Origin of the sequence: Streptomyces fuscichromogenes, from assembly GCF_014645815.1 — a bacterium.
GTDB lineage: Bacteria > Actinomycetota > Actinomycetes > Streptomycetales > Streptomycetaceae > Streptomyces > Streptomyces fuscichromogenes.
Genome location: NZ_BMML01000011.1, coordinates 76131 through 101511 on the forward strand (window position 1 = coordinate 76131; position 25381 = coordinate 101511).

At 69.6% G+C, this 25381-nt stretch carries 20 protein-coding genes and 2 pseudogenes; 4 read left to right on the top strand and 18 right to left on the bottom strand.

Translation table 11 applies throughout. The features are described 5' to 3' along the window. Positions 1 to 6: 6 nt before the first annotated feature. Positions 7 to 1071 (top strand): phosphotransferase family protein, encoded by a 1065-nt coding sequence (locus IEZ11_RS24265; RefSeq protein WP_189264973.1) that lies wholly within the window; start codon positions 7 to 9, stop codon positions 1069 to 1071. Next, positions 1068 to 1811 (top strand): SDR family NAD(P)-dependent oxidoreductase, encoded by a 744-nt coding sequence (locus tag IEZ11_RS24270; protein ID WP_189264974.1) that lies wholly within the window; start codon positions 1068 to 1070, stop codon positions 1809 to 1811. The genes IEZ11_RS24265 and IEZ11_RS24270 overlap by 4 nt, the downstream gene beginning before the upstream one ends. 781 nt (positions 1812 to 2592) lie before the next feature. Here the strand turns inward: IEZ11_RS24270 and IEZ11_RS24275 are convergent. The 8 genes and pseudogenes from IEZ11_RS24275 to IEZ11_RS24310 form a co-directional block, all read right to left on the bottom strand. Beyond that, a complete protein-coding gene (locus tag IEZ11_RS24275; protein ID WP_189264975.1) occupies positions 2593 to 3585 on the bottom strand; it encodes an NAD(P)H-dependent flavin oxidoreductase in 993 nt (330 codons plus the stop codon). Between the two features lie 103 nt (positions 3586 to 3688). After that, on the bottom strand, positions 3689 to 4189 hold the full coding sequence (locus tag IEZ11_RS51025; protein WP_308426490.1) for an enoyl-CoA hydratase/isomerase family protein: 501 nt from the start codon (positions 4187 to 4189) through the stop codon (positions 3689 to 3691). Further along, positions 4116 to 4424 (bottom strand): annotated as a pseudogene (locus IEZ11_RS52475) (enoyl-CoA hydratase/isomerase family protein); the annotation flags it as partial. The gene IEZ11_RS51025 and the pseudogene IEZ11_RS52475, both read right to left, overlap by 74 nt. Before the next feature lie 145 nt (positions 4425 to 4569). Then, positions 4570 to 5526: pseudogene (locus IEZ11_RS52480) on the bottom strand (acyl-CoA dehydrogenase family protein); the annotation flags it as partial. Then, positions 5414 to 6208, bottom strand: coding sequence for an enoyl-CoA hydratase (locus tag IEZ11_RS24295; RefSeq protein ID WP_189264977.1), 795 nt, complete (start codon positions 6206 to 6208; stop codon positions 5414 to 5416). The gene IEZ11_RS24295 and the pseudogene IEZ11_RS52480, both read right to left, overlap by 113 nt. 191 nt (positions 6209 to 6399) lie before the next feature. Continuing rightward, on the bottom strand, positions 6400 to 7854 hold the full coding sequence (locus tag IEZ11_RS24300) for an aldehyde dehydrogenase (protein WP_189264978.1): 1455 nt from the start codon (positions 7852 to 7854) through the stop codon (positions 6400 to 6402). 608 nt (positions 7855 to 8462) lie between these two features. Then, entirely contained in the window at positions 8463 to 9143 is a 681-nt protein-coding gene (locus tag IEZ11_RS24305) for a TetR-type transcription factor C-terminal domain-containing protein (protein WP_189264979.1), read from the bottom strand. Between the two features lie 131 nt (positions 9144 to 9274). Beyond that, entirely contained in the window at positions 9275 to 10525 is a 1251-nt protein-coding gene (locus IEZ11_RS24310; RefSeq protein WP_189264980.1) for an oxygenase MpaB family protein, read from the bottom strand. Positions 10526 to 10585: 60 nt separating this feature from the next. Between IEZ11_RS24310 and IEZ11_RS24315 the strand changes: the two genes are divergently transcribed. Continuing rightward, entirely contained in the window at positions 10586 to 11278 is a 693-nt protein-coding gene (locus IEZ11_RS24315; RefSeq protein WP_229713316.1) for a TetR/AcrR family transcriptional regulator, read from the top strand. Between the two features lie 273 nt (positions 11279 to 11551). Here IEZ11_RS24315 and IEZ11_RS24320 read toward each other — a convergent pair whose 3' ends face one another. Beyond that, positions 11552 to 12628 carry a hydroxyneurosporene dehydrogenase gene (locus IEZ11_RS24320; RefSeq protein WP_189264981.1) on the bottom strand — a complete coding sequence of 359 codons (1077 nt, stop codon included), beginning with the start codon at positions 12626 to 12628 and terminating at the stop codon, positions 11552 to 11554. Between the two features lie 159 nt (positions 12629 to 12787). Between IEZ11_RS24320 and IEZ11_RS24325 the strand changes: the two genes are divergently transcribed. Next, positions 12788 to 13318, top strand: a complete 531-nt coding sequence (locus IEZ11_RS24325; RefSeq protein WP_189264982.1) for a TetR/AcrR family transcriptional regulator — start codon at positions 12788 to 12790, stop codon at positions 13316 to 13318. On the opposite strand, the gene IEZ11_RS24330 is transcribed toward IEZ11_RS24325, so the two are convergent. The 9 genes from IEZ11_RS24330 to IEZ11_RS24370 form a co-directional block, all read right to left on the bottom strand. Then, positions 13307 to 15772, bottom strand: a complete 2466-nt coding sequence (locus IEZ11_RS24330; RefSeq protein WP_189264983.1) for an ATP-binding SpoIIE family protein phosphatase — start codon at positions 15770 to 15772, stop codon at positions 13307 to 13309. The genes IEZ11_RS24325 and IEZ11_RS24330 overlap by 12 nt on opposite strands. A gap of 128 nt (positions 15773 to 15900) precedes the next feature. Next, entirely contained in the window at positions 15901 to 16734 is an 834-nt protein-coding gene (locus IEZ11_RS24335; RefSeq protein ID WP_373294962.1) for a pirin family protein, read from the bottom strand. 140 nt (positions 16735 to 16874) lie between these two features. Beyond that, positions 16875 to 18545 (bottom strand): NAD-dependent malic enzyme, encoded by a 1671-nt coding sequence (locus IEZ11_RS24340; protein ID WP_308426491.1) that lies wholly within the window; start codon positions 18543 to 18545, stop codon positions 16875 to 16877. 42 nt (positions 18546 to 18587) lie between these two features. Further along, entirely contained in the window at positions 18588 to 20327 is a 1740-nt protein-coding gene (locus tag IEZ11_RS24345) for a pyruvate dehydrogenase (protein WP_189264985.1), read from the bottom strand. 122 nt (positions 20328 to 20449) lie between these two features. Continuing rightward, a complete protein-coding gene (locus IEZ11_RS24350) occupies positions 20450 to 21196 on the bottom strand; it encodes a maleate cis-trans isomerase family protein (protein ID WP_308426492.1) in 747 nt (248 codons plus the stop codon). 29 nt (positions 21197 to 21225) lie between these two features. Continuing rightward, on the bottom strand, positions 21226 to 22038 hold the full coding sequence (locus IEZ11_RS24355) for an alpha/beta fold hydrolase (RefSeq protein ID WP_189264986.1): 813 nt from the start codon (positions 22036 to 22038) through the stop codon (positions 21226 to 21228). A gap of 12 nt (positions 22039 to 22050) precedes the next feature. Then, a complete protein-coding gene (locus IEZ11_RS24360) occupies positions 22051 to 22803 on the bottom strand; it encodes an acetoacetate decarboxylase (protein ID WP_189264987.1) in 753 nt (250 codons plus the stop codon). A 14-nt stretch (positions 22804 to 22817) separates the two neighbouring features. Then, on the bottom strand, positions 22818 to 23996 hold the full coding sequence (locus IEZ11_RS24365; RefSeq protein WP_189264988.1) for a homogentisate 1,2-dioxygenase: 1179 nt from the start codon (positions 23994 to 23996) through the stop codon (positions 22818 to 22820). A gap of 39 nt (positions 23997 to 24035) precedes the next feature. Further along, positions 24036 to 25352: an alpha/beta hydrolase gene (locus tag IEZ11_RS24370; protein WP_189264989.1), complete on the bottom strand. Its 1317-nt coding sequence runs from the start codon at positions 25350 to 25352 to the stop codon at positions 24036 to 24038. Positions 25353 to 25381: the final 29 nt, after the last annotated feature.

Sequence of the window (25381 nt, forward strand, 5' to 3'; positions counted from 1 at the left end):
GACGCCATGACGCACTCTTTCTCTCCACCGGAGACCGCCGGCACGACCGACCCGCCCGGTCTCGACCTCGGTGCCGTCAGCCGCTGGTTCGACGCGAACGTCCCCGGCTGCCAGGGGCCGCTGTCCGCGAGGGTGCTGCACGGCGGACGTTCCAACCTCACCTACCTCGTCACGGACGGCCACTCACGATGGGTCGTACGCCGTCCGCCGCTGGGCGGTCTCACCCCCTCGGCGCACGACGTCGGCCGTGAGTTCCGGGTGATGTCCGCCCTCCGGGGCAGAGGAGTGGCCGTTCCCTCCGCGGTCGCCCACTGTACGGATCCGTCCGTGACCGGCGTCCCGTTCACCGTCGTGGCCTATGTCGAAGGGCGGGTCCTGCGTTCCCGTGCGGACACCGCCGGCCTCACGCCGTACGACCTCAAGCGGTGCGCCGACGGTCTCGTGGAGCAGCTGGCCCGACTGCACGCCGTCCCGTACGCCGAAGCCGGACTCAGCGGCTGGGGGCGGCCCGACGGGTACCTGCGGCGCCAGCTCGACCGCTGGCGCACCCAGTGGAACCTTGTCGCCACCCGTCCGCTGCCCGGACTCCCGCGCCTGCACAAGGCGTTGGAGGATGCCTTGCCGACGGAGAGCGCCGCGTCGATAGTGCACGGCGACTTCCGGGTCGACAACACCATTCTCGATCCGACCGACCTGAGCCGGGTACGCGCCGTCGTGGACTGGGAACTGTCCACACTCGGCGATCCACTCGCCGACCTGGGCACCTTCCTCGCCTACCGCGACCCCGCGGTCGACGCCCTGCTCGACACCCCGGCCGCCACGGCCCCCGGATTCCCGGGGCCACTCGAACTCGCCGAACAGTACGCCCTGCTGACCGGCCGGGACATCACGCTGATGCCGTTCTACCAGGCGCTCGCCTACTTCAAGATCGCCGTTATTTCCGAAGGCGTGTACGCCCGTCACCTGAAGGGCGTCACCGTCGGCGACGGCTTCGCCGGCGCGGGCGACTCCGTGCCCGCGCTCGTCAGGGCCGGACTCCTGGCCCTTGGCCGCGACGGAGCCGTCCTGTGACCGGTGCCCGGAGGGCGGCACTGGTCACAGGTGCCTCCCGCGGCATCGGCCGCGCCATCGCGCGGCGGCTCGCGCGGGAGGGGTACGACCTCACCCTCACCGCCCGCGACGGCGACGCACTGCGGGCCGCCGCCGAGGAGTTCGCCCGGCTGGGGGCGCGCACCGAGGTGGCCGTCGGCGACATGTCCGACGAGGACGCCGTACGGAGCGTGGCAGACGTCCACCGCGCGGCGTACGGGAGGTTGGACGCGCTGGTGGTCAGTGCCGGGGTCGGCTCGTCGGCGCCGCTGGGCGGCTATCCGATGCACCGCTTCGACAAGCAGTTCACCGTCAATGTCCGCGCGCCGTTCGTCCTCATCGACGCCTGCCTGGACCTGCTGCGGGAGACCGTCACACTGTCCCCGGAAACCGGCACGAAGATCGTCGCGATCTCGTCGATCACCGCCTTCGCGCCCGAGCCGGGACTGGCGGCGTACGGGGCGAGCAAGGCGGCGCTGGTCGCGCTGTGCGAGGCAGTGAACACCGAGGTCTCGGTGGCCGGGGTGGCCGCGACCGCGATCTGTCCCGGCTATGTCGACACCGACATGAGTGCCTGGATGCACGAACGCCTGGCTCCGACCGAGATGGTCACCAGCGAGGACATCGCGGAACTCGTCCTCGCGCTCACCCGCACCTCCCGGCGCGCGGTGGTGCCGCACCTCCCCGTGGTGCGCGCAGGAAGCGAACTCTGGCGGGCCTGAACGCCGCCAGGAGGTGATGCGGCACCGGGAGGCGGCACCGGCCCCGGCACGACTCGGCCGCGACTCGACGGACACGACGTGTCTGCGGTGACCGGGACATCTCGGCCACGACTTCGGCCATCGCGAGTCCTCCGTCGGCCAACGCACGACGCGGCATGCGAGAACGACCGACCGGCGGGGGCCGGTGCCGGGCTATCGCCTGCCGGTCGGTGCCAGGTCGGCCCGGGAGGACGAAGCCGGTGATCACGCCGTTCTCCGGGACAAGGAGCAGAAGGCCTTGGCGGCCAGGTCCGCTGAGGGGAGACCCGCCTGGGCGAGCAGCGGCGGCCCGGGACCCGTCGCCTCCACGAGACGCCGTCGGCTCGGCTGAGATGTCAGCTCGGGGAAGCGTGTGCGCGGCCGCGCACGGTCCGATCGAGGTTCTGTGCCTTCGGCGCCAGGGCGTGTTCCACGAACAGCCGGCCGGTTACAGGAGTCTCGCGCACGGGCGGCGCGGTCCGCCTCCATCGGCGTCAGGCAGCGAGCGACACAGTCCGTCACCATGGCTGCGAAGGGCGCGGCCTCGCTGGTGGTGCCGTGTCGGCGACCGTCGCCGGCCTGCCGGCCGGGTTCGCCTGAGGCCAGGCCGCCGGGATCGGTCGTACCAGGTATTCGCGCACTACCGCCACTGACACCTGCTGGCTCCTCCCACGGGAGAAGCCAGCAGGTGGGTCGTTCGGCGCGGTGACACATCCGAGCCGTGGAGAAGCCACGAGCCGTCAACGGCCCGGTGGCGCGTCGCCTATGACGCGATCCCGGCCGGGCGGCCCAGCACCGCCGCGAGCCTTCCCGTGATGATCTCGGCGGCTTCCCGGACGGTCCGCTCCACCAACTCGGCGCAGGTAGGGATGTCGCGGATGAGGCCCTGCGCCATGCCGACCGTCCAGATACCGTGGTCCAGGTCGCCGGACTCGTAGACCTTCACTCCCCGGGCGCCAGCCACGAGGTCGCGGATGTCGGCGAATGCCGCTCCCTCGTTCAGGCGCTGCACGACCTCGCGGCTGATCGCGTTGTCCGCGACCCGTGCGGTGTTGCGCAGTTGACGGAAGATAAGCTGGGTGTCCCGCTCGTCGGCCTCGACGAGCCGCCGCTTGACGTTCTTGTGGATCTCGGACTCGGCGGTGGCCATGAACCGGGTCCCCATGGTGATGCCGTCCGCACCCAGCGCGAGCGCGGCGACCAGGCCACGCGCGTCGGCGAAACCGCCCGAGGCCAGCAGTGGGACGGTCAGCGCCTCGGCTGCCGCCGGGACGAGAACGAGGCCCGGGATGTCGTCCTCGCCCGGGTGCCCCGCACATTCGAAACCATCGATACTGACCGCGTCGACGCCGAGCTGCTCGGCCTTGACCGCGTGCCGTACGCTCGTGCACTTGTGGATGACCTTGACCCCGTGCGCGTGGAAGTCAGCCAGGTGTTCGGCCGGGTTCGATCCCGCGGTCTCCACAATCGGCACGCCGGACTCGATGATCGCCTTGCGGTACTCGGCGTACGGCGGCGGACTGATCGTGGGCAGGACGGTCAGGTTCACCCCGAAGGGTCTGTCGGTGAGCTCCTGGCAGCGTGCGATCTCCTTCCGCAGGTCGTCGGGGGTGGGCTGGGTCAGGGCGCTGAGAAACCCGAGCCCTCCGGCGTTGGCCACGGCCGCCACGAGAGGCGCACGGGCGACCCACTGCATGCCGCCTTGGACGATGGGATGTGCTATCCCGAACTTCTCGGTGAACCTGGTGGTGATCACGCTTGTCTTCCTCTCTGCGTAACTGCTGGGTATCGCTTCTCGGCGGCGTCTCTTCGCACCGCTCTTTCGGAATGCGCCCGGCTTCTCCGGGCGTGGCTGCCGTTCAGCGGCGAGTGGCGTTCAGCCGGGCTGTCCGGTCCTCGGGCAGCCCGAATGGCAGGCTTCGTTCGAAGCGAAGCGCCTCGCCCCGGTCCATCGTGCTCTGCCGGGCGTAGAGCGCCTTGTAAATGCGGTTCGTCCCCGCGGAGTTGGCCGCGATCTCCGCGGTGAGTTCCGCGACCGCCCCGTCGAGGCGGTCGTCGGCGACGCACCGGTCGACCAGGCCGATCTCCGCCGCGCCGTGGCCGTCGACACGGCGGCTGGTGAAGCTGACTTCCCTGGCCACGGCCCGGCCGACCCGCTCCGGCAGTCGTACCGACATCCCCCACACCGGGGCCAGTCCCCAGGTGCCGTAGGCGTCGGCGAACCACGGACTCGGCGGCCACCAGAAGGTCGCAGGCCAGGGTGGGTTCCAGGACGCTGGTGAGGCAGGGACCCCGGATTTTCCCCGCAGTCGGCAGGGGAAACGCCTCGAGCAGGTCGATGGTCTCCGCCTCATGGACATGTTCGTCCGCCGACTCCGTCGAGGGCAGGGTGCCGAGGCCGTGTCCGGCGCAGAAGGGTCTGCCGGAGCCGGTGAGCACGAGTGCTCGCACGGTGTCGTCGTGCGCCAACTGGTCCAGCTGCGCGCGCAGTTCCCGGAACATCTCGGGGGTCAGCGCTCTGAGCTTCTCCGGCCGGTTCAGGGTCACCGTGGCGACGCCGTCCCGCACCGGGCGCAGCACCAGTGGGGTCCGCATGCGTCCAGTCGTAGGGGGCCAGTGCTCCGGCGAGCGCGGACACGGCGATGGAGAGCCGCTCCAGGGGAAGTCTCTCCATGAGGCGGGCGAGGCCCCTGCCCTCGGTACCGAGCAGGCAGTCGGCCGGGACTCGCACCTCGTTGAAGAACAACTCGGAGGTGCCGTGCCCGTGCAGGCCGATCCCCTGCGGGGTCCGCCCGCAGGCGGGCCCCGGCAGATCGCTGGGGACCAGCAGGAGGCTGAAGCCCTTCGATCCGCCCGCGGGATCGGTGCGTGCCACAATGATCACGACGTCGGCCTTGCTGCCGCCCCCGATGAACGCCTTCTGTCCGTTCAGGACGACGACGTCGCCGTCCCGCCTCGTGGTGGTCCGGATGCCCTGAAGGTCGCTGCCCGCGCCGGGCTCGGTCATCGCGATCGCGCCGATGAGCTGCCCGCCGGCCAGGCCCGGGAGCCAGGTGCGCTTCCGGCCTCCTTTCACTATCGCCTGGAACCGGTAGTCGTCCAGCCCCCCGCTGCCGTACTCCTCCGGTACCAAGGTTCCCGGCACAGGCCCTGTCTCCCCGCGGCGGTCCAGGCCTCGCGGGGTACGCGCGCATCGGCTTCCCAGCGCGTGTAGTGCGGTGCCACCTAGCGCTGGATGAGCCCGGACCGAGCCGCGGAACAACTCGTGCTCCGGTTCGTGGAGAGTGCGCTGCATGGGACTGCCTTTCAGGTGGATCAAGCCGTGGGACGGCGGACGACCGCGTGAGACATCGCGGTCGACGCAATCACCCCGGCCGGGGTTCGCGCCGGCGATGACTGAGGGCGTCCCGCACCGGACGAGTCCAGACGGCTTCCGGCAGGCAGCCCGGGCACGCTCCGCTCCCCGGTGAGGCCGGTGCCCGTCGACGAGGCGGTCATACCGATCCCTGATCTGCCGCCGACGTGGTCCTCCTGCGATGCGGCGCGATCCGTCGGCCGGCAGGGCGGGCGAGCCCCGGTCGCCGTCACACGCCGGAGAACCTGGGCGTGCGCTTCTCGCGGAATGCGGCGGTCCCTTCCGCGTGGTCCAAGGTCCGGAACAACGCGGACTGCCCTTCCCGCTCGGCCTCCAGCGCATGGGGAAGGTGCGCGAGAGCCGAGTCGTTGATCGCGCGCTTGGTGTACGCGTACGCCTCGGTGGGGCCTTCCGCGAGCCGCTGCGCGAGCCGGTCGACCTCGCCTTCGAAGACCTCGTCGGGGAAACTGGCCGCGATCAGACCCCATTCGACGGCTTGCGCGGCGGAGACGCGTTCGCCGAGGAGTGCCATGCGGGCGGCACGGGCCCGGCCCACGGCGGCCGGCAGCAGAGCGGTGGCGCCGCCGTCGGGCATCAGCCCGGCGTTGGCGAAGGCCATCAGGAAGTAGGCCGATTCCTTGGCGACGGTCAGATCGGCGGCGACCGCGAAGGAGCAGCCGACCCCGGCGGCGACACCGTTCACCGCTGCGATGACCGGCTTTGGAACCCGGCGCACGGCCGTGGTCAGCCGGTTGGCCGCGTCGATGGTGGCGACCTCTGGCCTTCCACCTCCCCGCGGCGCACCCTGGGAGGCGAGGTCAGCGCCGGCGCTGAAGGCCCGTCCGGCGCCGGTGAGCACGATGGCCCGTACGCGGGCATCCGCGGCGCTGTCCTCTATGGTTGCCGCCACGCTGTCCAGCATCGGAATGGTGAAAGCGTTGAGGCGGTCCGGACGGTTGAACGTCACCCGGAGAACCGCACCGGTCCGGGTGACTATCACATCGTCCTCGTGCTGCACGGGCATTGCTGACCCTTCTTGAGCGGCGACGGCATGTCGCAGGAACCCGATTCCCCCGGTTGCCTCATGTGGACGTACCGCGCCCATGGCGTCGTGTGGCCGTCGGGAACGAATCCGGGCACGGGTCCGACGTCTGTGTGCTTCGCGAGGCGGCCCGCGCCGGATACGCACGTGTACCGCCTCGCGAAGCCCCCTGATCAGGCCTGGAGGTAGACCGACTTCCACTCCAGGTACGCGTTCAGCCCCTCGGGGCCGTACTCGCGGCCCAGGCCGCTGGCGCCCCGGCCGCCGTACGGAGCGGAGAAGTCGAAGTTGTAGCCGTTGAGCCCGATGGTGCCGGTGCGCACCCGGCGCGCGATGGCCATGCCCCGCTCGTCGTCGGAGGTCCAGACGCTGCCGCCGAGGCCGAACTCCGAGTCGTTGGCCAGGATCACCGCCTCGTCGTCGGTGCCGTACGGGGTGACGGTGAGAACCGGGCCGAAGATCTCCTCGCGGGCGATCGTCATCTCCGGACGGACGTCCGCGAAGATGGTCGGTTCCACGTACCAGCCTCGTTCGGTGTGGGTGGGACGACCGCCGCCGGCCGTGAGCCGGGCCCCCTCGGACCGGGCGGAGGCGATGTAACCCTCGACGCGCTCACGCTGGCGGGCGGTGACGAGCGGCCCGACCGCGGTGGCGGGGTCCAGCGGGTCTCCGACCGTAAGGCTGGAGGCGAGCGTGGAGATCGCGTCGAGGATCTCGTCGTACCGGCTGGCGGGAGCGAGGATACGGGTGCTGAGGTAGCAGGTCTGTCCGTTGTTGGCGAGCGACGTCTCAGGGAGGCCCGCGATGGTGGCGGCCAGGTCGGCGTCGTCCAGGATGATCGCCGCGGACTTGCCGCCGAGTTCGAGGGTGACGGGGCGCAGCAGGCGTCCGCAGACCTCGCCGATGGCGCGGCCGGCCGGCGTGGACCCGGTGAACGCGACCTTGTCGACGCCGGGGTGCGAGACGAGGGCCTCGCCGGCTTCGAGGCCGCCGGGCAGGATGTTGAGGACGCCGGGCGGCAGACCTGCCTCGGCGGCGGCTTCGGCGAGGACGTAGGCGTCCAGGGAGGTCTCCAGCGCGGGCTTGAGGACGATCGTGCATCCGGCGGCGAGCGCGGGTCCGATCTTCGTCATCGCGAGCATCTGCGGGTAGTTCCACGGCACGATCGCCGCGACGACACCGACCGGCTCCCGCCGTACGACAGTGGTGGCACCGGTGAAGGCGGGGCGCCGCTCCTCCCACTCCAACGTCCGGGCGAGGCCCGCGTAGTACCGCAGGAGCGCGGCCGGGCCGTAGGCGTTGACCATCGGGGACATGGCGATGGGCATGCCGTTCTGGCGGCTGACCAGCCGGCTCAGCTCGTCGGCGCGGGCCTCGATGGCGTCGGCGAACCGCTCCATGGCGTCGGCGCGCTCAGCCGGGGTCGAGGTGGCCCAGGGCGCGCCGGGTGCGTCGAGAGCGCGGCGGGCCGCGGCCACCGCCGTGTCGACATCCTTCGCACCCGCGACGGGGATGTGGCCGATCTCCTCCTCGGTGGAGGGCGACACGACGGTGTACGTCTCCGTGCTGAGCGGTCGCTGCTGCTCGCCGTCGATGTAGAGGGAGGAGATGTCTCGGTAGGTGTCCATATGGAAGTCCCTGTGATCGGCTCGGGGAAAGAAGGAGGGAGCGGGTCTCAACGGGGGTGACGCGGCCTCGGCCGGCCGAGGCCGCTGGTGGCGCGGAGTCGGTCGCCGAATCCGCACCTGGGCGAGGATCCAGGATTTCCCGGCCCATCGCCGTCTGTCTGCGGCCCGCCGCCGCACGGAGCGGGCGTACGGCGGCGGAGATGTGTCCACGACGTTTGGGGACGATCAGCGGCGTTCTGCCGTGTGGATCAGGCGTGGCCGGGTTTTCCCGACCTGTCGTGGGCCTGCCCTTTAACGGTCCGATCTAACGATCGTTAATGCAAGCTAGGTCAGAGGCGGGGAAACCGTCAAGCAGTCGGACGGAATCGGCGGAGTGACCTTCCACCCCCTGCGACGTCCACCCGTCGGCACCGCGGAGTGTCGCGGCTCGGGGTCGGTGACTCCTGCGGACTCGGGTCATCGGTGCCCGGTGCGCACCGATGCCGATCGGGCCCGGAGCCGCGATGGCTGCGTGCTTCGCGATGCCGACTTCGATTCCCGGGCTATGCCGTCGCCGGCATCGGACGGCGCGCAGTGGCCGTGGCGCCGGGCTTTCGCGAGCGGACCGGTCACTTCGCCCGGGAGCGTGGCGCGGGCCGCACGCGGGCTCCCACGGTGCGCAGGGCGATCGCCACATAGCGGTCGGCGATGTCCTCGGGTGTCAGCGACCCGTCGGTGTGGTACCAACCGCTGACAGCCTGGCACATGCCGAGCAGGGCCCGTGTGGTGTCGGGGGCCCGGTCCACCTCGAACAGCCCCTGCGCGACGCCCTCATCGACGGTCTCCAGGAGAAGTTGCTCCACCTCCTTGCGCAGCGCCGCGTACTTCTTCCGGTTCTCGGGCTCCAGATACCGCATCTCGGCGTCCAGCGCGGCCGTCGCCGCCCGGTGCGTCATGTGGAGGACGATGCACTCGACGACCTTGGCGAACCGGTCCAGCACACGCCCTTCGGCCTCCGCGTCGGCGAGTCTCGTCCGTCGCAGTACCTCGCCCATGGCTCCTTCGAGCAGCGCCACCAGCAGGCCCTGCTTGTTGCCGTATCGGTAGTAGATCATCGGCAGGCTGACCTCGGCCTGACGGGCGACGTCGCGCACCGACGTGCCGTGGTAGCCGTGCTCGCGGAAGTTGTCCAGAGCGGCCACCAGGATCGGAGGGAGGTCGAGCGGCGCGAACTCGCGCCAGTCGTCGATCCGCACCTCGGGATCCGAGGTCGCCTGCTCCTTGGGCGCCGCTGGTACCTTCCCCGCCATCCCACCTTCTCCTTGCCCCTGCAGCCGACAACCGTCCGCATCAGTCTAACGAACGCTAAGTAAGCCGGAGGAGGTGAGTGGCGGCCGAAGGGAGATTCACAGACACACATACCTGCCAGGCGGAGCCTGGGTCAGAGCGGAAGCTCTCCGATCTTCTGGCGAGCGCCCTCGAACAGCAGGTCAATGCGCTTCTTACGGTACGCCGCGCCGGCCTTCTCGAGGTAACGGCGTCCGCCCGCGGTGCGATCCAGGACGGTGGAGGCCGCGAGGTTCTTCGCGAAGATAGCCGGCACCATCCACGGCAGCCCCACCGGTATGCGGAGCTCCTGCATGCTCTCCTTCCCCAGAAAGTACCTCAGGGTACCGAGCAGACGGGCGCGCGCGTACCAGGAACGAAGGGGGTGCAGTCGCCCACGGTCGACACGGCTTTCCCCTTCGAGGATCCCCTGGGTCAAGGCGCCGCCGGCGTCCGTCTGGCCGCTCTGGGCGATGAGCACGTGATAGTTGAAGGCGTTCTGTTCGCGTTCCGTGTCGAAGAGCCAGTCCTCGTTGATCCCGAGGAGCCAGCCGACGTACTTCCACAGGTGCATGAAGGCGGCGGCGTCCTCGGCGCTCACCCGCCAGCCCAGGAACCGCGTCCCCATGAGGAGGATGCTGTTGAACAGGCCGAGAGTGCTCGCCTGGTCGGTCTGGTTGATGGGGAGTCCCCAGCGCTCCGTTTCCCAGCGGCCGTTGTGCTCGTACCGGTTGTTCATGAGCGCGTGCATCAGCCGCACGTGGACGGTGAGCTTGAAGCCCTGCCCGTCGCGCCGCATCCCGCCCGCTCCGGCGACCGCGTGCGTCCAGGTCTCGGTCTCCCCGAGTCGCCGCATGGCCTTCGAGCTCGTCAGCGCGCCCGTGAGTGCCAGCAGGTCGGCGGGGCCGCCGTACCGGTAGGAGCCGATGAGGGACAGATTCAGCAGCACGTCGGTCGACACGCGCCCCATCCGCCACAGCACGCCGGCGCCCCGCTCGACCAGGTCGAAGTCGACCCAGTCCGGCACCTCGTCGACCACGGCGAAGAACCGCACGAGTGCGTCCGGAGCGTCAGGGACGACTCGGATCCCCTCGTCCAGCGCCTTGTTGAACTGCGCCATGGTGACGCGCCCGCTCGGGTCGGCGGCGTCGCTGCGCATCGCTTGGACCAGCTCGGCGCCCAGCTCGTCACGCTCGTACAGACGGCGGCCTATCAGGTCGAGCAGCTTTTCGTCGATCTGCTCGACGCCGGCTACGCGGCGCAGGACCTTGCCATGACGGGTACTCCGCTCCGGAGCTTCGCGGAAGCGCTGTGGATATGGTGATGCTGCTCGCGTGTCTTGTGCGGGGAGTGAGGGAGATGTCATGCTCGAAATGCTGACACGAATATTTACTCGCGTTCAATTCGCGTTTTAGGGATGAGAGCCGTGACCTCCAAGACGCATCGCGCTACCAGGCGCGCACCCAAACAGGATCGTTCCCGGGCCATGGTCGAGCGGATTATCGCGGCTGGTCGTGAGGTTCTCCTGGAGCGCGGGTACGAGGGAGCCAGCACCAGCCGTATCGCCGCCAAGGCGGACATCAGTCCCGGTTCCCTCTACCAATACTTCCCTGACAAGGAGGCCATCCTCACCCAGGTGCTCGACCGGTACATCGAGCAGCTGAACCGTCGCATCACCGACGCGTTCGTGGCCAACCTCGATGCCGCCGACAGCGTGCGCACAACCGTCGAGGCCCTGCTGGACGCTCTGGAGACCGACGCTGGCCTGCTCCGAGTGGTCTACGAGCAACTACCGCGTGACGCCAACACCCAACGGGCCGAATGCATGCGGCGCATCGACGACCTTGTGGGCACGTCGCTGCTGTTCAAGCACCCCCGCCCTGTGAGGCAGGTGGACGCCGCCGCCTGGATCATGGTGCGCGCCGTGGAGTCCGTGACGATCGGGTACATCCTGGAAGCGCCGCCCGTCAGCCGCGATGCGATCATCTCCGAACTCACCCAGCTCGTCGCGGGTTACCAAGCCGGTCTGGTGACCTCGAACAGCCGGACCGTGCCGGTCGCCGGAGCGCCGCGTCTCAAAGGGACGCCCCCCGAATACGGCGTCCCGTTCTTGTCCTAGCGGGCTTCTTCGGGTGGCTGTCTGTCGTGTGTCCTTCGCTCGGTCGTCGCGCCGCACGGCACGTCGCGGCCCGGGCCCGGACACGACGAAACGGCACGTCGGTCTGAACCGGCGTGCCGTCACAGGATGTCGAGTTCGTTCGGGCCGCTCTGAACGGGCAGGGGCGTCGTCGGTGATCACTCCCGCTGTCGCCCCGCCGTCAGGCGGCGCGTGTACGCCGACGTCCGGAGTGTCGTCCCGGGGCGACGGAGGGGATGAATCGTCGCTCGGGAGTCAGCGGGCGTGGCCGAAGTACATCAGCTCCCAGATGGCGGAGGCCGTGTGCGTCTCCGTGATCACCTCGCCGACCAGTTGCTCCACCGTCGCGCTCCCCGTGAACCGCAGGTAGCTGGCGTCGAAGCCGGCCGCCTGGGCCGCTTCGCGCTGAGGTCCCTCCAGGTCGTCGATGAAGTTGTTGCGGACGAGGACCTGCTCAAGGCCCAGGGTGAGGCGGTAGTGACCCTCCGGCCCGGAGTACTCGTACACCTCGCGCTTGTCGACCGGCTTGCCGGTGTGGTCGTCGGTGAGCCTGTCGCCGGTGCTGAGGGTGACGGATTTCGCGTCGTCGGCGACGATCCGGCCGTCCTTGGTGATCAGGAAGAGCGGGATGGTGTCGTCGCCGTACTGCTCCTCGGCGGTGATGTAGCACCAGACGAGGCTGTACGGCCCGACCTGGGCTCGGCCCCACCGCCAGTTGTGGATCAGCTGGTTGAGGGGCGCGTCGCCCCAGTTGTGGTCGTGGTAGCCGATACCGCGGAGAGTCTCTTCGACGCCGTCGAGGGTGAGGGTCGCCTCCACCGTGCCCACCGGGACCGGTGCGACCCAGCCCAGCAGCTTCTCGCCGGTGTCCCGACCGTCGTTGAAGTACATGTGCCCCGTCTCGGGCCGCCAGGAGGGGACCGTCCGCTCGAGGGTCACGTCCGCGGTGAACCCCTCGTCCTCGACGTGGATCGTGTAAGTCGCCAGGTCGCCCGAGAAGGTGTTCGCGGCGATCCGTACGTCGCAGCCGTCCCCGGACGCCGAGAACTGGTCCGGGGAGAACGTCAGTCGGCGCTCGATGGTGGTGCCGTCGGGTCGCTCCAGATCGATCCTGATCATGGGAGTCAGAGGCAGCGCGGGCGCGAGCATCGGTTTCGTGTAGAAGGTGATCACCAGCGCGGTGCCGTCCTCCAGGTGGGTGTCGAAGTACCACCACTCGAAGGTGGTGCCGCCCGGATCGGTGCGCAGGCCGTCCTCCGACGGCTTGACGACGCCCTTCTCAAGGCCCAGTGAGCGGTACGCGGACGGGGTGTCAGCCAGGTAGGCAGGCATGGTCTTCCTTCAACGTCGACTATACGATCGTTAAGTTGAATCGTAACCCATGGCTTTACGGGCGGAAAGTGATACACTTAACGTTCATATAGTTGACTGTTGGGGGCGAGTGGGGGTGTGATGAACGTTGCAGAGCGGTCGCGGGAGAGGATCGCCCAAGTGGCCCTCGGGCTCTTCGTCGAGAACAGCTACGAGGGAACCTCTCTTCAGATGATCGCGTCCGTGTTGGGTATCACGAAGCCGGCGATCACCTATCACTTCGGCACCAAGGAGGATTTGCTGGCTGCCGTCGCGGAACCCGCCTTCGTGGATGTGGAGAAGTATTTCGACTCGCTGGAAGGGCAGCAGACGACTGCAGTCCGCAGGCGCGAAGCGCTGACCGGCTATGTCGATCTGTTGGTGAGGCACCGGAGCCTGATGGTCTTTCTTCTCCAGGACGCTGGAGTGGTGCGGAACCAAGCCCTCAAGGGCAGGGTGGCCTGCCTCGCCGAACGGCTGACGCAGCCGTTCGTCCGGGATTGCGCCGATACCGGTGAGCGCGTGTACGTCGCCGCCGCGCTCGGCGGTCTGCGGAGCGCTACCGCGGCCTTCCCCGAACTGTCGGACGGCGAGCTGCACGCGTATCTGCTGGAGGCCGGCCGCCGCATGCTCTCCCGTCCGGCCCGGCGGTCCCCCTCGTCACCGGAATAAGTCCGGGGCGGTGACGCCCTGGGTTGACGGGCAGGCGCGAGCACGCTGGGGGAGGTCCTGTTCGGCCCAGATCGTCTTGCCGCGGGTGGTGTGGCGGGTGCCCCATCGGCCAGCCAACTGGGCGACCAGGAGAAGTCCGCGGCCGCCTTCGTCGAAGACGCGGGCGCGGCGCAGATGCGGCGATGTGTTGCTTGCGTCCGTGACCTCGCAGATCAGGGCGCGGTCGCGGATGAGACGGAGCTGGATGGGCTCTTCCCCGTAGCGGATCGCGTTGGTGACCAACTCGCTCACCACGAGCTCCGTGACGAAGGAGGCCTCCTCCAGTCCCCACTCGGCCAGCCGCTCCACGGCCTGCCTGCGGACGGTGGCCACGACGGCCGGGTCGGCGGGGACATCCCACGCGGCCACGTGGGAGGCGTCCAGGGCGCGGGTCCGAGCCAGGAGGAGAGCTACGTCGTCGACCGGTCGACTCGGCAGCAGAGCGGTCAGTACCTTGTCGCACAGGCCCTCCAGGGACTGTGTACGGCTGGTCAGCGCGGTGCGCAGCCGTTCGCTCCCCGCCTCGATGTCACGATCGGCGGCATCGATCAGACCGTCGGTGTAGAGGGCCAGAATGGTGCCCTCCGACAGGTCCAGCACGGCCGTCTCGAAAGGCAGCCCGCCGATACCCAGGAGCGGACCCGCGGGGACCTCGGGAAATTCGGCGGTGCCGTCCGGGTGGACCAGGACCGGTGGCGGATGCCCCGCCCGCGCCAGAGTGCAGCGGCGCGAGACGGGGTCGTAGACCGCGTACAGGCACGTGGCGCCCACCTCGCTCGCCGATCCCTCACCGGCTCCCTCGGCCTCCCCCTCCTCGGCCTGGTCTAGGCGCAGCACGAGATCGTCGAGATGGGTGAGGAGTTCGTCGGGCGGCAGGTCCACGTCGGCCAGGGTGCGTACCGCCGTGCGCAGACGGCCCATCGTGGCGGAGGCCTGGATCCCGTGGCCGACGACGTCGCCGACCACCAGAGCGACCCGTGCTCCCGACAGCGGGATGACGTCGAACCAGTCGCCGCCTATGCCGGCCTCCGATCCGGCCGGTAGATACCTGCCGGCCATCTCGACCGCCGCCTGCCTGGGGGGACGCTGCGGGAGCAGATTGCGTTGAAGCGCGATCGAGGTGTTTCTCTCACGGGCGTAGCGGCGCGCGTTGTCCACGCAGACCGCGGCCCGAGCTGTGATCTCCTGCGCCAGCAGCAGGTCGTCGTCGTCGAAGGGTTCGGGCGTGCGATGGCGGGTGAAGAACACGAAGCCCAACGGGGTCCCGCGCGCCCTCATCGGAACCAAGAGGAACGAATGGGTTCCGTACTCCGCCATCTTCGACACCAGGTCGGGACGCTCGCGGAGCCATTGGGGAGCCGTCTCCGGGCTGGCGTCGTAACGAGCGGCGATGCCCGCGGCCAGTGCGTCCGCCAGCTGTGAACCCTCGGGGAAGTGGCTCAGTTCGCCCGGCTGGAACCTGGCCTCCGGACAGCCTTCCAGAATCGAACGATTGACCGCGCGGCGCATCGCGGTGGCATCCGCCGGCCAGCCGGGCTTGGCCTCCTCGCCGCTGTAGACGGGATCGAGCAGGTCCACGGCGGCGAAGTCGGCGAACCGCTCGACGGCCAGCTCGGCCAGTTCCTCAGCCGTGCGCACGACCTCCAGGGTGGACCCGATCCGGACGCTCGCCTCGTTCATCACATCCATCCGGCGCCGGGCCCGGACCGCTTCGGTGATCTCCCGCGCGACAGTGGAGGCGCCGTACACCCGGCCGGTGGGGTCCCTGAGCGGCGTGACGAGCAGTGACCATGTGTGCGGTCGCGCGTGCTCGGTCGCGCGGGCCACCACCTCCCGGCACACCGGCGCACCGGTGTGTACAGCCTCGCTCACGGCCTTTGTCAGGTCGTGATGCAGGGGACCGGTGCCAAGTTCGTCGGTCCGGTGGCCGAGCACGTCGTCCGGTCGCAGGTCCAGCAGCCGGAGCGCCTCGGTGTTGGCGCGCGTCACCCGTGCCTCCGTGTCGTGGAGGAGCAGGGCCACAGGAAACTGGGGGAACGACCGTTCCAGCAAGCCGTCGCCGCTGTCCGTCGCCGGGGCCGGAGGACGGTTCAGCAGCCATATCCAGCTTGTCTCTCCGCGGATGTCCTGCTGGGGGACGGCATGGACGAGAACGCTGACCCGGGTGCCGTCGGCCCTGCACAGCGCCATCGTGGCCGTCCAGTCCGTCCGTCTGGCCAGGCGGACTTCGACAGCCGCCGGGAGGGGTGCGGCGAGCAGGTCGGTGGCCGGGCGTCCCACGATGCTGTCGGTCTCATAACCGAGCAGCCGTGCGGCCTCGGCGTTCCACGCGCTCACCAGGCCACGGGCATCAAGGGGCACCGCGGCCGTGCCTTGCGCACCGCGGTCGTCGTGCCAGCAGACTTCGTTGTCCATGACAGCTCACTTCGGCATGACACGGGCGAAGCCGTGCTCAGCACACGGTCGCCGATGTCCCCATTCCAGAATCGTGCCTCACAGGTCTTGCGACAACCCGTTGCCCAGCCCGACGGCGCAGCCCGTCGTCAGGCCGCCGAGGCGGGAATCACTCCCATGCGGCCGCTCTGGTAGTCCTCGATGGCCTGGGTGATCTCCTCGTGGGTGTTCATCACGAACGGTCCGTAGGCCGCCAGCGGCTCACCCAGCGGCAGGCCACCCAGGAGCAGCACCTCCATCTCGCCGGTACGGTTCGCCTGACGGTCACCGGCCGTCACGGTCAGTGTCTCGCCCGCCCCGAAGTAGGCGATCTGTCCCTCGACCGTGGGCCGCCGCTCGGCTCCGAACGTACCCCGCCCGGACAGGACGTACGCCATGGCTGAGAAGTCCGGCCGCCACGGCACGCGAAGCCGGGCTCCCGGTGCGATCGAGACGTGGGCGAGGGTGATCGGGGTGTGCGTGACGCCGGGGCCGCGGTGACCGGCGATCTCGCCGGCGATGACGCGCACCAGAACGCCGCCGTCCCCGGAGGTCAGCAGCGACAGCCGGGAGCCCCCGATGTCCTGGTAGCGCGGGGCCGTCATCTTGAGCGTGCTCGGCAGGTTCACCCACAGTTGTACGCCCTGGACGGCACCGCCCTCCATGACCAGCCGTTCCGAGGGGCTCTCGTGGTGCTGGATGCCGGAGCCGGCCGTCATCCACTGGGTGTCGCCGCCTCGGATGACTCCGCCGCCGCCGTGTGTGTCCTCGTGCTCGATCTCGCCGTCGATCAGGTAAGTAGCGTCCCTTCGCCGTGCGGGGCTCCACGACGGTGTCGGCGCGGTGGTCGAGCAGGAGGAAGGGGTCGGCCATGCGCATGCCCGCGCCGGGGACGGGAAACACCCGGCGGACGCCGAAGCCCTCGGTGGGCGCCTCGTCCACACTGGTCTTGAGGTGGGCGACCGGGCGGTCCGTGGCGATGCCGTCCAAGTCCGGAATCCGGGGCAGGACCAGCAGGTCCGGAGCGGTTATCGCGGGCATGGGAACCTCCTGTGAGCACGCGGGTGGAAGCAGGGCGGCGCCGTCACGAGGCGACCGGTGCCGTGCTGTAGTGGGGAGTCCACCGCGTCGCGGCGATGGCTTCGCGCAGTTCCTCCTCGGTCGCCTTCGGCGCCACGCCGTCCTCGACCGCGGCGAGTGCGGCGGCCAGTGCGATGTCCCGGGCTGCCTCCCGCATGCCGGCGAGTGGCGGCAGCAGCCGGGCCGGTCCTTCGCCGGCGTCCTGCGCCCGTGCGGCGCACCGGGCGACGGCGCGGGCGGCCGCCACCAGCATCCGGTCGGTGACCCGGGTGGCGCGGCTCGCCGTCACCGCGAGTCCGATGGCGGGGAAGACGTACACGTTGTTCGCCTGGGCCACCGGCACCTCCTGCTCGTCCACCAGCAGCGGCGGGAACGGCGAGCCGGTGGCGATCAGCGCCCTGCCGTCCGTCCAGCGGGCGAGGTCGGCCGGATCGGCCTCGGCGTGCGAGGTCGGGTTGGAGAGCGGGAAGATGATCGGCCGCTCGCAGGCCGACGCCATCTGCCGGACGATCTCCTCGCTGAACGCGCCGTGCGCCGTCGACAGCCCGATCAGGGCGGTGGGCGCGACACGGCGTACCACCTCGGCAAGGCTCGTGCCGTTCCAGCCCGTGGCCTCGGTGTCCTCGCGCGCGTACACGCGCTGCTCGTCCGTCAGGTCGGTGCGAGAGCGGGTGAGCAGGCCGTCGATGTCCACGACCCAGAAGCGCCCGGCGGCCTCGGCCGCCGACAGACCCTCCTCGATCACGGCCGTCCGGATCATGTCGGCGACGCCGATGGCGGCGGAGCCCGCACCCAGCACCACCAGACGCTGCTCAGGCAGCGGCGTACCGGCCACCGCCGCGGCGGTGGACAGGGCACCGAGGGCCACCGCCGCGGTGCCCTGGATGTCGTCGTTGAAGGTGAGCAGGCGGTCGCGGTAGCGGGTGAGGATGGGGCGCGCGTGCGGGGTGGCGAAGTCCTCCCACTGCAGCAGCGTGCCCGGCAGCTCCGCCTCGACGGCTGAGACGAAGGCCTCGATCATCTCGTCGTACTCGGCGCCGGTGAGACGGTGTTCGCGCCGACCGAGGTAGCGCGGGTCGGCGAGCAGTTCCTCGTTGTCCGTGCCGACGTCGAGAAGGATCGGCAGGGTGCGCGCGGGGTCGATGCCGCCGATGGCTGTGTAGAGGCTGAGCTTGCCGATCGGGATGCCCATGCCGCCGACGCCCTGGTCGCCGAGGCCGAGGATGCGCTGGCCGTCGGTGACGACGATGACGTCCACGCCCTCGTCGCCGTGGGGGCGGTTGCGCAGGATCTCGCGGAACCGGTGGCGGTCCCCCCAGGAGAGGTACAGCCCGCGGGGCCGACGGTAGATCGAGCTGAAGCGGCGGCAGGCTTCACCGACGGTCGGGGTGTAGATGACCGGCAGCAGCTCTTCCAGGTGGTCGGTCACCAGGCGGTAGAAGAGCACTTCGTTGGTGTCCTGAAGCTGCCGCAGATAGATGTGCCGGTTCAGCGCCTTGCCGTAGTCGTGGAACGCCTCGTAGGCGCGGCTGACCTGTTCGTCGAGGGTCTCCACGGCGGGTGGCAGCAGGCCGTCGAGTCCGAGGTCGGCCCGTTCGTGTGGGCTGAAGGCCGTTCCCTTGTTGCGGAGTGGGTCGGCGAGGATCGTGGCGCCCTGGGCATGGGGATCGGTCATTGCTCGTTCCATGAGGGTCGAGGACGGTGGGGAGGGTACGGATCAGGGCCGCGGAATGTTGCGCAGGTTGGCCCTGGCCAGGTCCAGCATCTTTCCCACACCTCCGTTGAGGACCGTCCGGCCGGCGGAGAAGGCGAAGCCCTTCACGTGTTCGCCGCTGATGTGCGGGGGGATCGACAGCGCGTTGGGGTCGGTCACGAGGTCCACCAGACAGGGTCCGTCGTGGGCCAGCGCCTCCTTGAGCCCCGCTCGGATCTGCGCGGGGTCCTCGATGCGAATGGCGTGGATCCCGACGGCCTGCGCGATGGCGGCGTAGTCGACGGGTCCGTGATCGGTCTCGTGGTCCGGCATGCCGTCGGCCATCATCTCCAGCTTGACCATGCCGAGCGAGGAGTTGTTGAACACGATGGTCTTGACCGGCAGATCGTGAAGTTTGACGGTGAGCAGCTCGCCCATGAGCATGCCGAGCCCGCCGTCGCCGGACATGGAGATCACCTGTCGGTCTGGGTAGGCGAACTGGGCGCCGATCGCGTGCGGCAGGGCGTTGGCCATCGTGCCGTGCAGGAACGAACCGATCACCCGGCGGCGCCCGTTGGGGGTGATGTAGCGGGCCGCCCAGACATTGCACATGCCGGTGTCGACGGTGAACACGGCGTCGTCGGCGGCGAGTTCGTCGAGGATCGCGGCCGGGTACTCCGGGTGGATCGGGGTGTGGTGTTCGACCTTGCGGGTGTAGGCGGAGACGACGTTCTCCAGAGACTTCGTGTGGCGGTTCAGCATCCGGTCCAGGAACGAACGGTCCTGCCTGCGGTCGACCAGCGGCAGAACCGTGCGCAGCGTCTGTCCGACGTCGCCGTGCACCCCCAGGTCCAGCGGGGTGCGTCGCCCGATCCGTCCCGCGTCGTGGTCGATCTGCACGGTGTGGGCCTGCGGCAGGAAGTCGTCGTACGGGAAGTCGGTGCCGAGCAGTACCACCAGATCGGCTTCGTGCATCGCGTCGTAACAGGCGCCGTAGCCCAGCAGCCCGCTCATGCCGACGTCGTACGGGTTGTCGTACTGGATCCATTCCTTGCCGCGCAGGCTGTGGCCGACCGGCGCGTTCAGCCGGGCCGCGAGTTCCATGACCTCGTCGTGCGAGCCCTGGACGCCGGCGCCGCAGAACAGCATCACCTTCTCCGCGGCGTTGAGCCTCGTGGCGAGGTCCCAGACCTGCTCGGTGGGCGGTGTGACCCGGCCGAGAGCGGTGACGAAATTGCTGGATCCGGTGGGGTGGCCGGCGGGGGCGTGGGCCAGGTCGCCGGGCATGACCAGCACTGAGACGCCGTTGTCGGCGATGGCGCGCTGCATGGCGATCCGCAGCACCCGGGGCATCTGGGAGGGCTGGACGACCATCTCGCAGTAAGTGCTGCACTCGGTGAACAGCCGCTCGGGGTGGGTCTCCTGGAAGAAGCCCGTGCCGATCTGCTTCGAGGGTATGTGCGAGGCGAGAGCCAGTACGGGGGCGCCGGAGCGGTTGGCGTCGTACAGGCCCTGGATCAGATGGGTGTTGCCCGGTCCGCAGCTGCCGGCGCAGACGGCGAGCCGCCCGGTGAGCTGGGCCTCGGCGGCCGCGGCGAACGCCGCGGCCTCCTCGTTGCGTACGTGGACCCACTCGATGCCGTCGGTACGGCGGATGGCGTCCACGATCGGGTTGAGGCTGTCGCCGACGACGCCGTAGATCCGTTCCACCCCGGCTTGCAGCAGCACGTCCACGAACTGCTGTGCCACGGTCGGGTTGCGCATTGCGTTTCTCCTTGGAGATTGTTGCGTGACAAAGGGGCGCGGGGACGGGATGGGGACGGGGGCGCGCACGGTGCGGGGAGGAGATCCGTGAACGGCCGGGCACCTGGGTGCCCGGCCGGTCGTCAGTTCTTCTTGAGCAGTGCCCCGGCGCCGTCGGCGACGGTCTCCAGGCCGAGGGTGCGCAGGACCTTCCACGAGGTGGCCGCGGCCGCCGTGACGATGGGCAGGCCGAGGCGCTTCTCCGCGGCGGGGATCGCGGGGAGGGACGGCATCTGGACGCAGGCGGAGAGGACCACGGCGTCCACACCGCGGGTGTCGAGGTCGGCCGCGATGTCCGGCAGGCGGGACGGGTCGAGTCGGCCGACGGCGAGGTTGTCGTCGACTTCGAGGCTGATGGAGTCCTGGACCTCGATGCCCTCGGACTCGATGTAGCCGGCCACCAGCGCGGTGAGGGGCTTCATGTACGGGGTGACGATGGAGACCTTGCGGGCGCCGAGGTGGTGCAGGCCCTCGACCAGCGCGCCGGCGCTGGAGAGGACGTCCACGGCGCAGCCGTTGTCGGCGGCGGTGCGGGTGAGGTCCTCTTCGATGCCGCGGTGGACGCCGTTGCCCTGGGACATGATCGCGACGAGGCAGGCGTAGGCCATCACCTCGACCTGCGCGTCGGCGAGTTCGATCGCCGCCCGGCCGGCGTCGGCGTTCATCGCGGCCAGTTCGCTCTTCTCGACGGTCTTCATCCGCATGCGGCTCGCGTGGAAGGTGAACTGATCACCCGTCAGCGCGCTCTGGCGACGGAGGATCTCGGGGATCTCCGTCTCCATCGTGGTGTTGGAACTCGGCACCAGCAGGCCGATCCGGTGACTGGACATGTTTTTCCTTAGGGATGGTTGAGGGCCGGTCAGGCCAGGAGGAGCAGGTTCTCCAGGAGGGGCCAGACGGACTCGGGACTCTGGACGTGGGGGTAGTGGCCCGCACCGGGCAGGACGGTCGCCGCGGGGCGCGTTTTCAGCAGGTCGGACGGCGGGCACAGCGGATCGTGTTCGCCGGCGGCCAGCAGGACTTCCCGGGCTCGGGACGCGGCGAGCAGGCCGGGCAGATCGGGTGCTCCGACCCCTAGGGACGCGGGGTCGGTCACGGGCTCCCACTGATCCCCGTCGCCGATCACCAGGCGGTCGCACAACGGCGACGCGGGGTCGACGGCGTCGCCCATGGCGGCGACCGCGAGGACGAACCGCACGGCGTCGTCCCGGGTGGGGAACACCGGTGCCGGTGCCGCCGCCGCGGCCGCCGTCATGGCCACCTCGTCCTCGGTCCACAAGGGCTTGGTGCCGATGGCGCAGACTGTGGACACGTCTATGCCGAACCACCCGCTGGCCAGGGTCAGCCCGACGACACCGCCGAGCGAGTGCCCGAGGACGTGCACCGGCGTGCCCGGCGTGACGTGTTCGGTCACGGCCTGCGCGACCTGTGCGGCCATCAGGCCGTAGCTGTAGTGGGGCAGCCGGGTGGAGCGGCCGTGGCCGGGCAGGTCGGGGACCAGCCAGCTGCCCGGCCAGCGTTCCGCCAGAACCACCTCGACGCCCTGCCAGACGTCGCCGTTCCCGAGCCCGCCGTGGAGAAGCACCAGTACAGGTCCCTCCGGGAGGCCAGAGCGACGGAGGTAGAGGCCGCTCTTGGAGGCGGCCCTGCCAAGCAGAGCGTCGGATGTCATCGTGGAGTCTTCCTACGGGCGCTGAACGTGGTCGAGGTAGCTGTAGACGGGCTTGGCGGGGGCGAGGGACAGGTCGGTGTTGATGTGGCTGGCCGAGACGACCTCCAGCACCGGCAGGTCCGCCAGCGGAGCGAGCGCGTGCTGGAAGAGCTGCAGGCGGGCCGGCCCTGTCCAGGCCTCCTTGACCGTGACCTCGGTGATCTGGGTACGGACCAGGTCGGAGACGATGGGCCTGCCGTCGTAGCCAGGAATGATCTTCACCATGAAGGTCGGCACGCTGATCTGGCGGCGGGCCTCTTCCTTGTCGAGTACCTGGTGCTTGTATCCCATGGTCGCGGTGGCCACCCGCAGGGATCCGAAGTCGAGGGTGCCCACGAGCGTGCCGTGGTCGACGTAGAGGCTGGGCTTGCCCATCACCTTGGGATAGGCGGACAGCTCCCGACCGCCGGCTGTGGCCGGGAAGTTGTCCAGGTACATGGAGTGCAGGTACTCGCCCTGCTCGCCCTCGAAGTCCACCGGGATCGCGATGCCGGCCTCCGTGTAGGGGCCGAAGGCGCTCACGTCACCCATGTGCATGACCTCGAAGCGCACTAGCGGCTCGCCGACCGTCAGCGGCTCGGGCACGATGGCCCGCAGCGCCTCGGGGTCGGTGCGGTAGACGATGTTGAGGTACTCCCGGTCGATCCACGGGGTCATAGAGGGGAACGGGTAGGCGGGTGCGGTCAGCGGGGTGTTGAGACTGCGGAGGATTTGATCGGCCTGCACGGAATTGCTCCTTTTCAGGCGTTGCGCCAGGTGGCGAGGTAGTCGGAGTCCTCGCTGGCCAGCGAGGCTTCGCCGAGTTCGAGCGGCCGGAAGGTGTCGATCATGACGGCGCGCATGTTCTTGATCTCGATCATCCCGGCGTTGTACGCCTGGACGGCCATCTCCAGTTCGTTCGTGTGCGGTCCGTGGATGAAGCCGGCGGGGTGCCAGGTGATCGTGCCCGCGTCGATGCCGTGCCCAGCCCGTGCCCCGCCCGCCGCGTCCACGTAGAACATCAGTTCGTCGGAGTCGACGTTGGCGTGGTTGTAGGGGACGATCACCGCGTCCGGGTGGTACTCGACCTTGTGCGGGACGAAGGAGCAGATCACGAAGCCCGGCGCCTCGAAGGCCTGGAACGTGGGCGGCGGCTGGTGGATCCGGCCGATGATCGGCTCGTAGTCGTCCATGTTGAACGCGTACGGGTAGAGGTGGCCGTCCCAGCCGACGACGTCGAACGGGTGGTGGGCGTAGGTGTAGATGGTGCCGCCGGCCCGGTGGCGCACGTACACGTCGACATCGTCGCCCTCGACGATCAGGGGCTCGGCGGGGCCGCGCAGGTCGCGCTCGCAGTAGGGAGAGTGCTCCAGGAACTGGCCGCTCTTGGACACGTAGCGCTTCGGGGGACGGATGCCGCCGTTCGACTCCGCGATGAGGAGGCGTACGGGCTCGTCTCCCGTGGGAACCCAGCGGTGAGTGGCCGAGGTCGGCATGATCACGAAGTCACGGGGGCCGACCTCCAGCGCGCCGAAGACGGTCTCGACGCGGGCGGTGCCGGACTCGACGAAGTACATCTCGTCGCCCATGGCGTTGCGGTAGAGGGGGCTGGGCTGGTCGGCGACGACATAGCTGACCCGCACGTCCTCGTTGCTGGCGAGCAGGCGGCGGCCGGTGACCGCGTCACCGCCCTCGTCCACCTTGTGGGTGTGCACCAGACGCGGCTTGAGCGGGTGGTTCGGCGTCGTCTCACGCCCGTCGATGTCCCAGGTGGTGACCGCGACGACGTCGGTCGGGGCGTAGGTGTGGTACAGGAGCGCGGAATCGGAGGAGAAGCCCTCGGTGCCCATCAGCTCCTCGCGGTACAGCCCGCCGTCGGGCTTGCGGAACTGGACGTGGCGCTTGTGGGGCACCTGACCCAGGGAACGGTAGAACGGCATGTCGGCTCCAGATGTGAATGAGTGGTGGGGCGAGGGGGCTCAGGACGCGTCGACGCGCTCGCCGAGCCACTTCGTGACGATCTCTCCGGCCTTCTCGCGCGGGTTGTAGTCGACCGGCGCGTTCGGCAGCAGGAAGAGGTAGTGGTGGGCGTGGGGAAGGCCGGTGAACGTCTTGTCGGTCGCCGGGATGCGGGAGTAGATCTCCTCCTGCTCCTCCGGGTAGGCGTCGGTGTCGCCCATCGGCGCGACCACGAGGGTGGGAACGGTGATGTGCTCGGCCGCGTGTGTCCACTCGGCCCGCGCGGACAGCCCGCTCCAGGTCGAAAGCCAGGCCCGGGCGGTAAGGATCCGGCCCAGCGCCAGCGGGCCGAAGGAGCCGCGCAGCGGGTGGCCGTGGGAGAAGATGCTGCCGGGCACCCGGTGATTGGGGTGGATGCTCGGGTCGGTGTGCGCCGGGTTGGCGACCGTGCCGTAGATGCTCATGAACGGCGACATGAGAGCCCTGCGCGCGGTGGGCGAGCCGAGGTTCTCACGGTCGACGGCCTGCCTCGCCTCCTCGTAGTCGGCGATGAGGGTGCGGGCGATCACGTCCAGGCGGTGGGCACGGGCCCGCTGCGCCTCGCGGTAGGTCGCGAGCCATTCGGTGTCGTACTTGCTGGGCTCCGGGAAGGGCTGGTAGCCGTTGGCCGGGTTGAACATGTCGAGGGCCGGGTCGATCGCCGTCGGGTTCGACTCATCGACGACGGCCGGGTCGAGCATGTTGAGCATGATCATGCCCTCGCCGGCGTGCGGGGCCAGAGCGATGTAGAAGTCGGCCGGCGGCATGTCCTCCTCGGCGAACCGGGTCGGTGTGCCATGCGGGCCGTGGGTGTGCCGCTCCTCGGGCGGGAGGGACGCCTGCCACTGGTAGTACGACAGGAGCGAGGTTCCGCCGCTGCTGCCGATGAGGACGATCTTCTCGAAACCGCGGTCCTTGAGCATCCGGATGCCGGCAGCGGTGTCCTTGACGACTTCCTCATGGACCATGTCGCTGTCGTTGTTCAGTGCGCGGCTGGTCTGGCCCCACACCGCGTATCCCGCTGCCAGCAGGTACGGGCTCAGGTACTGACGGGACTGGTTCTCCCGGGGGTGCATGAACACCGCGACCGTCTTAGGCCGGGGGCCCGGCGGCAGGTGCAGCAGACCGAAGGAGAACGCCCCGTCGGTGGCGGTGATGTCGATGAACTCCCGCTGTGTGCCCTCTGGAAGCTGGTCCATCCGGTAGGCGTTCACGCTGCCTCGTGCGAGGCGTTCCGGAGCGACGAACAACTCGGGGAGCGGCAGGTCGGGAATGCGGTACCTGCTCTGTGCAGTCATGGCGGGTCCTCACAGGGGCGACAGGGGGT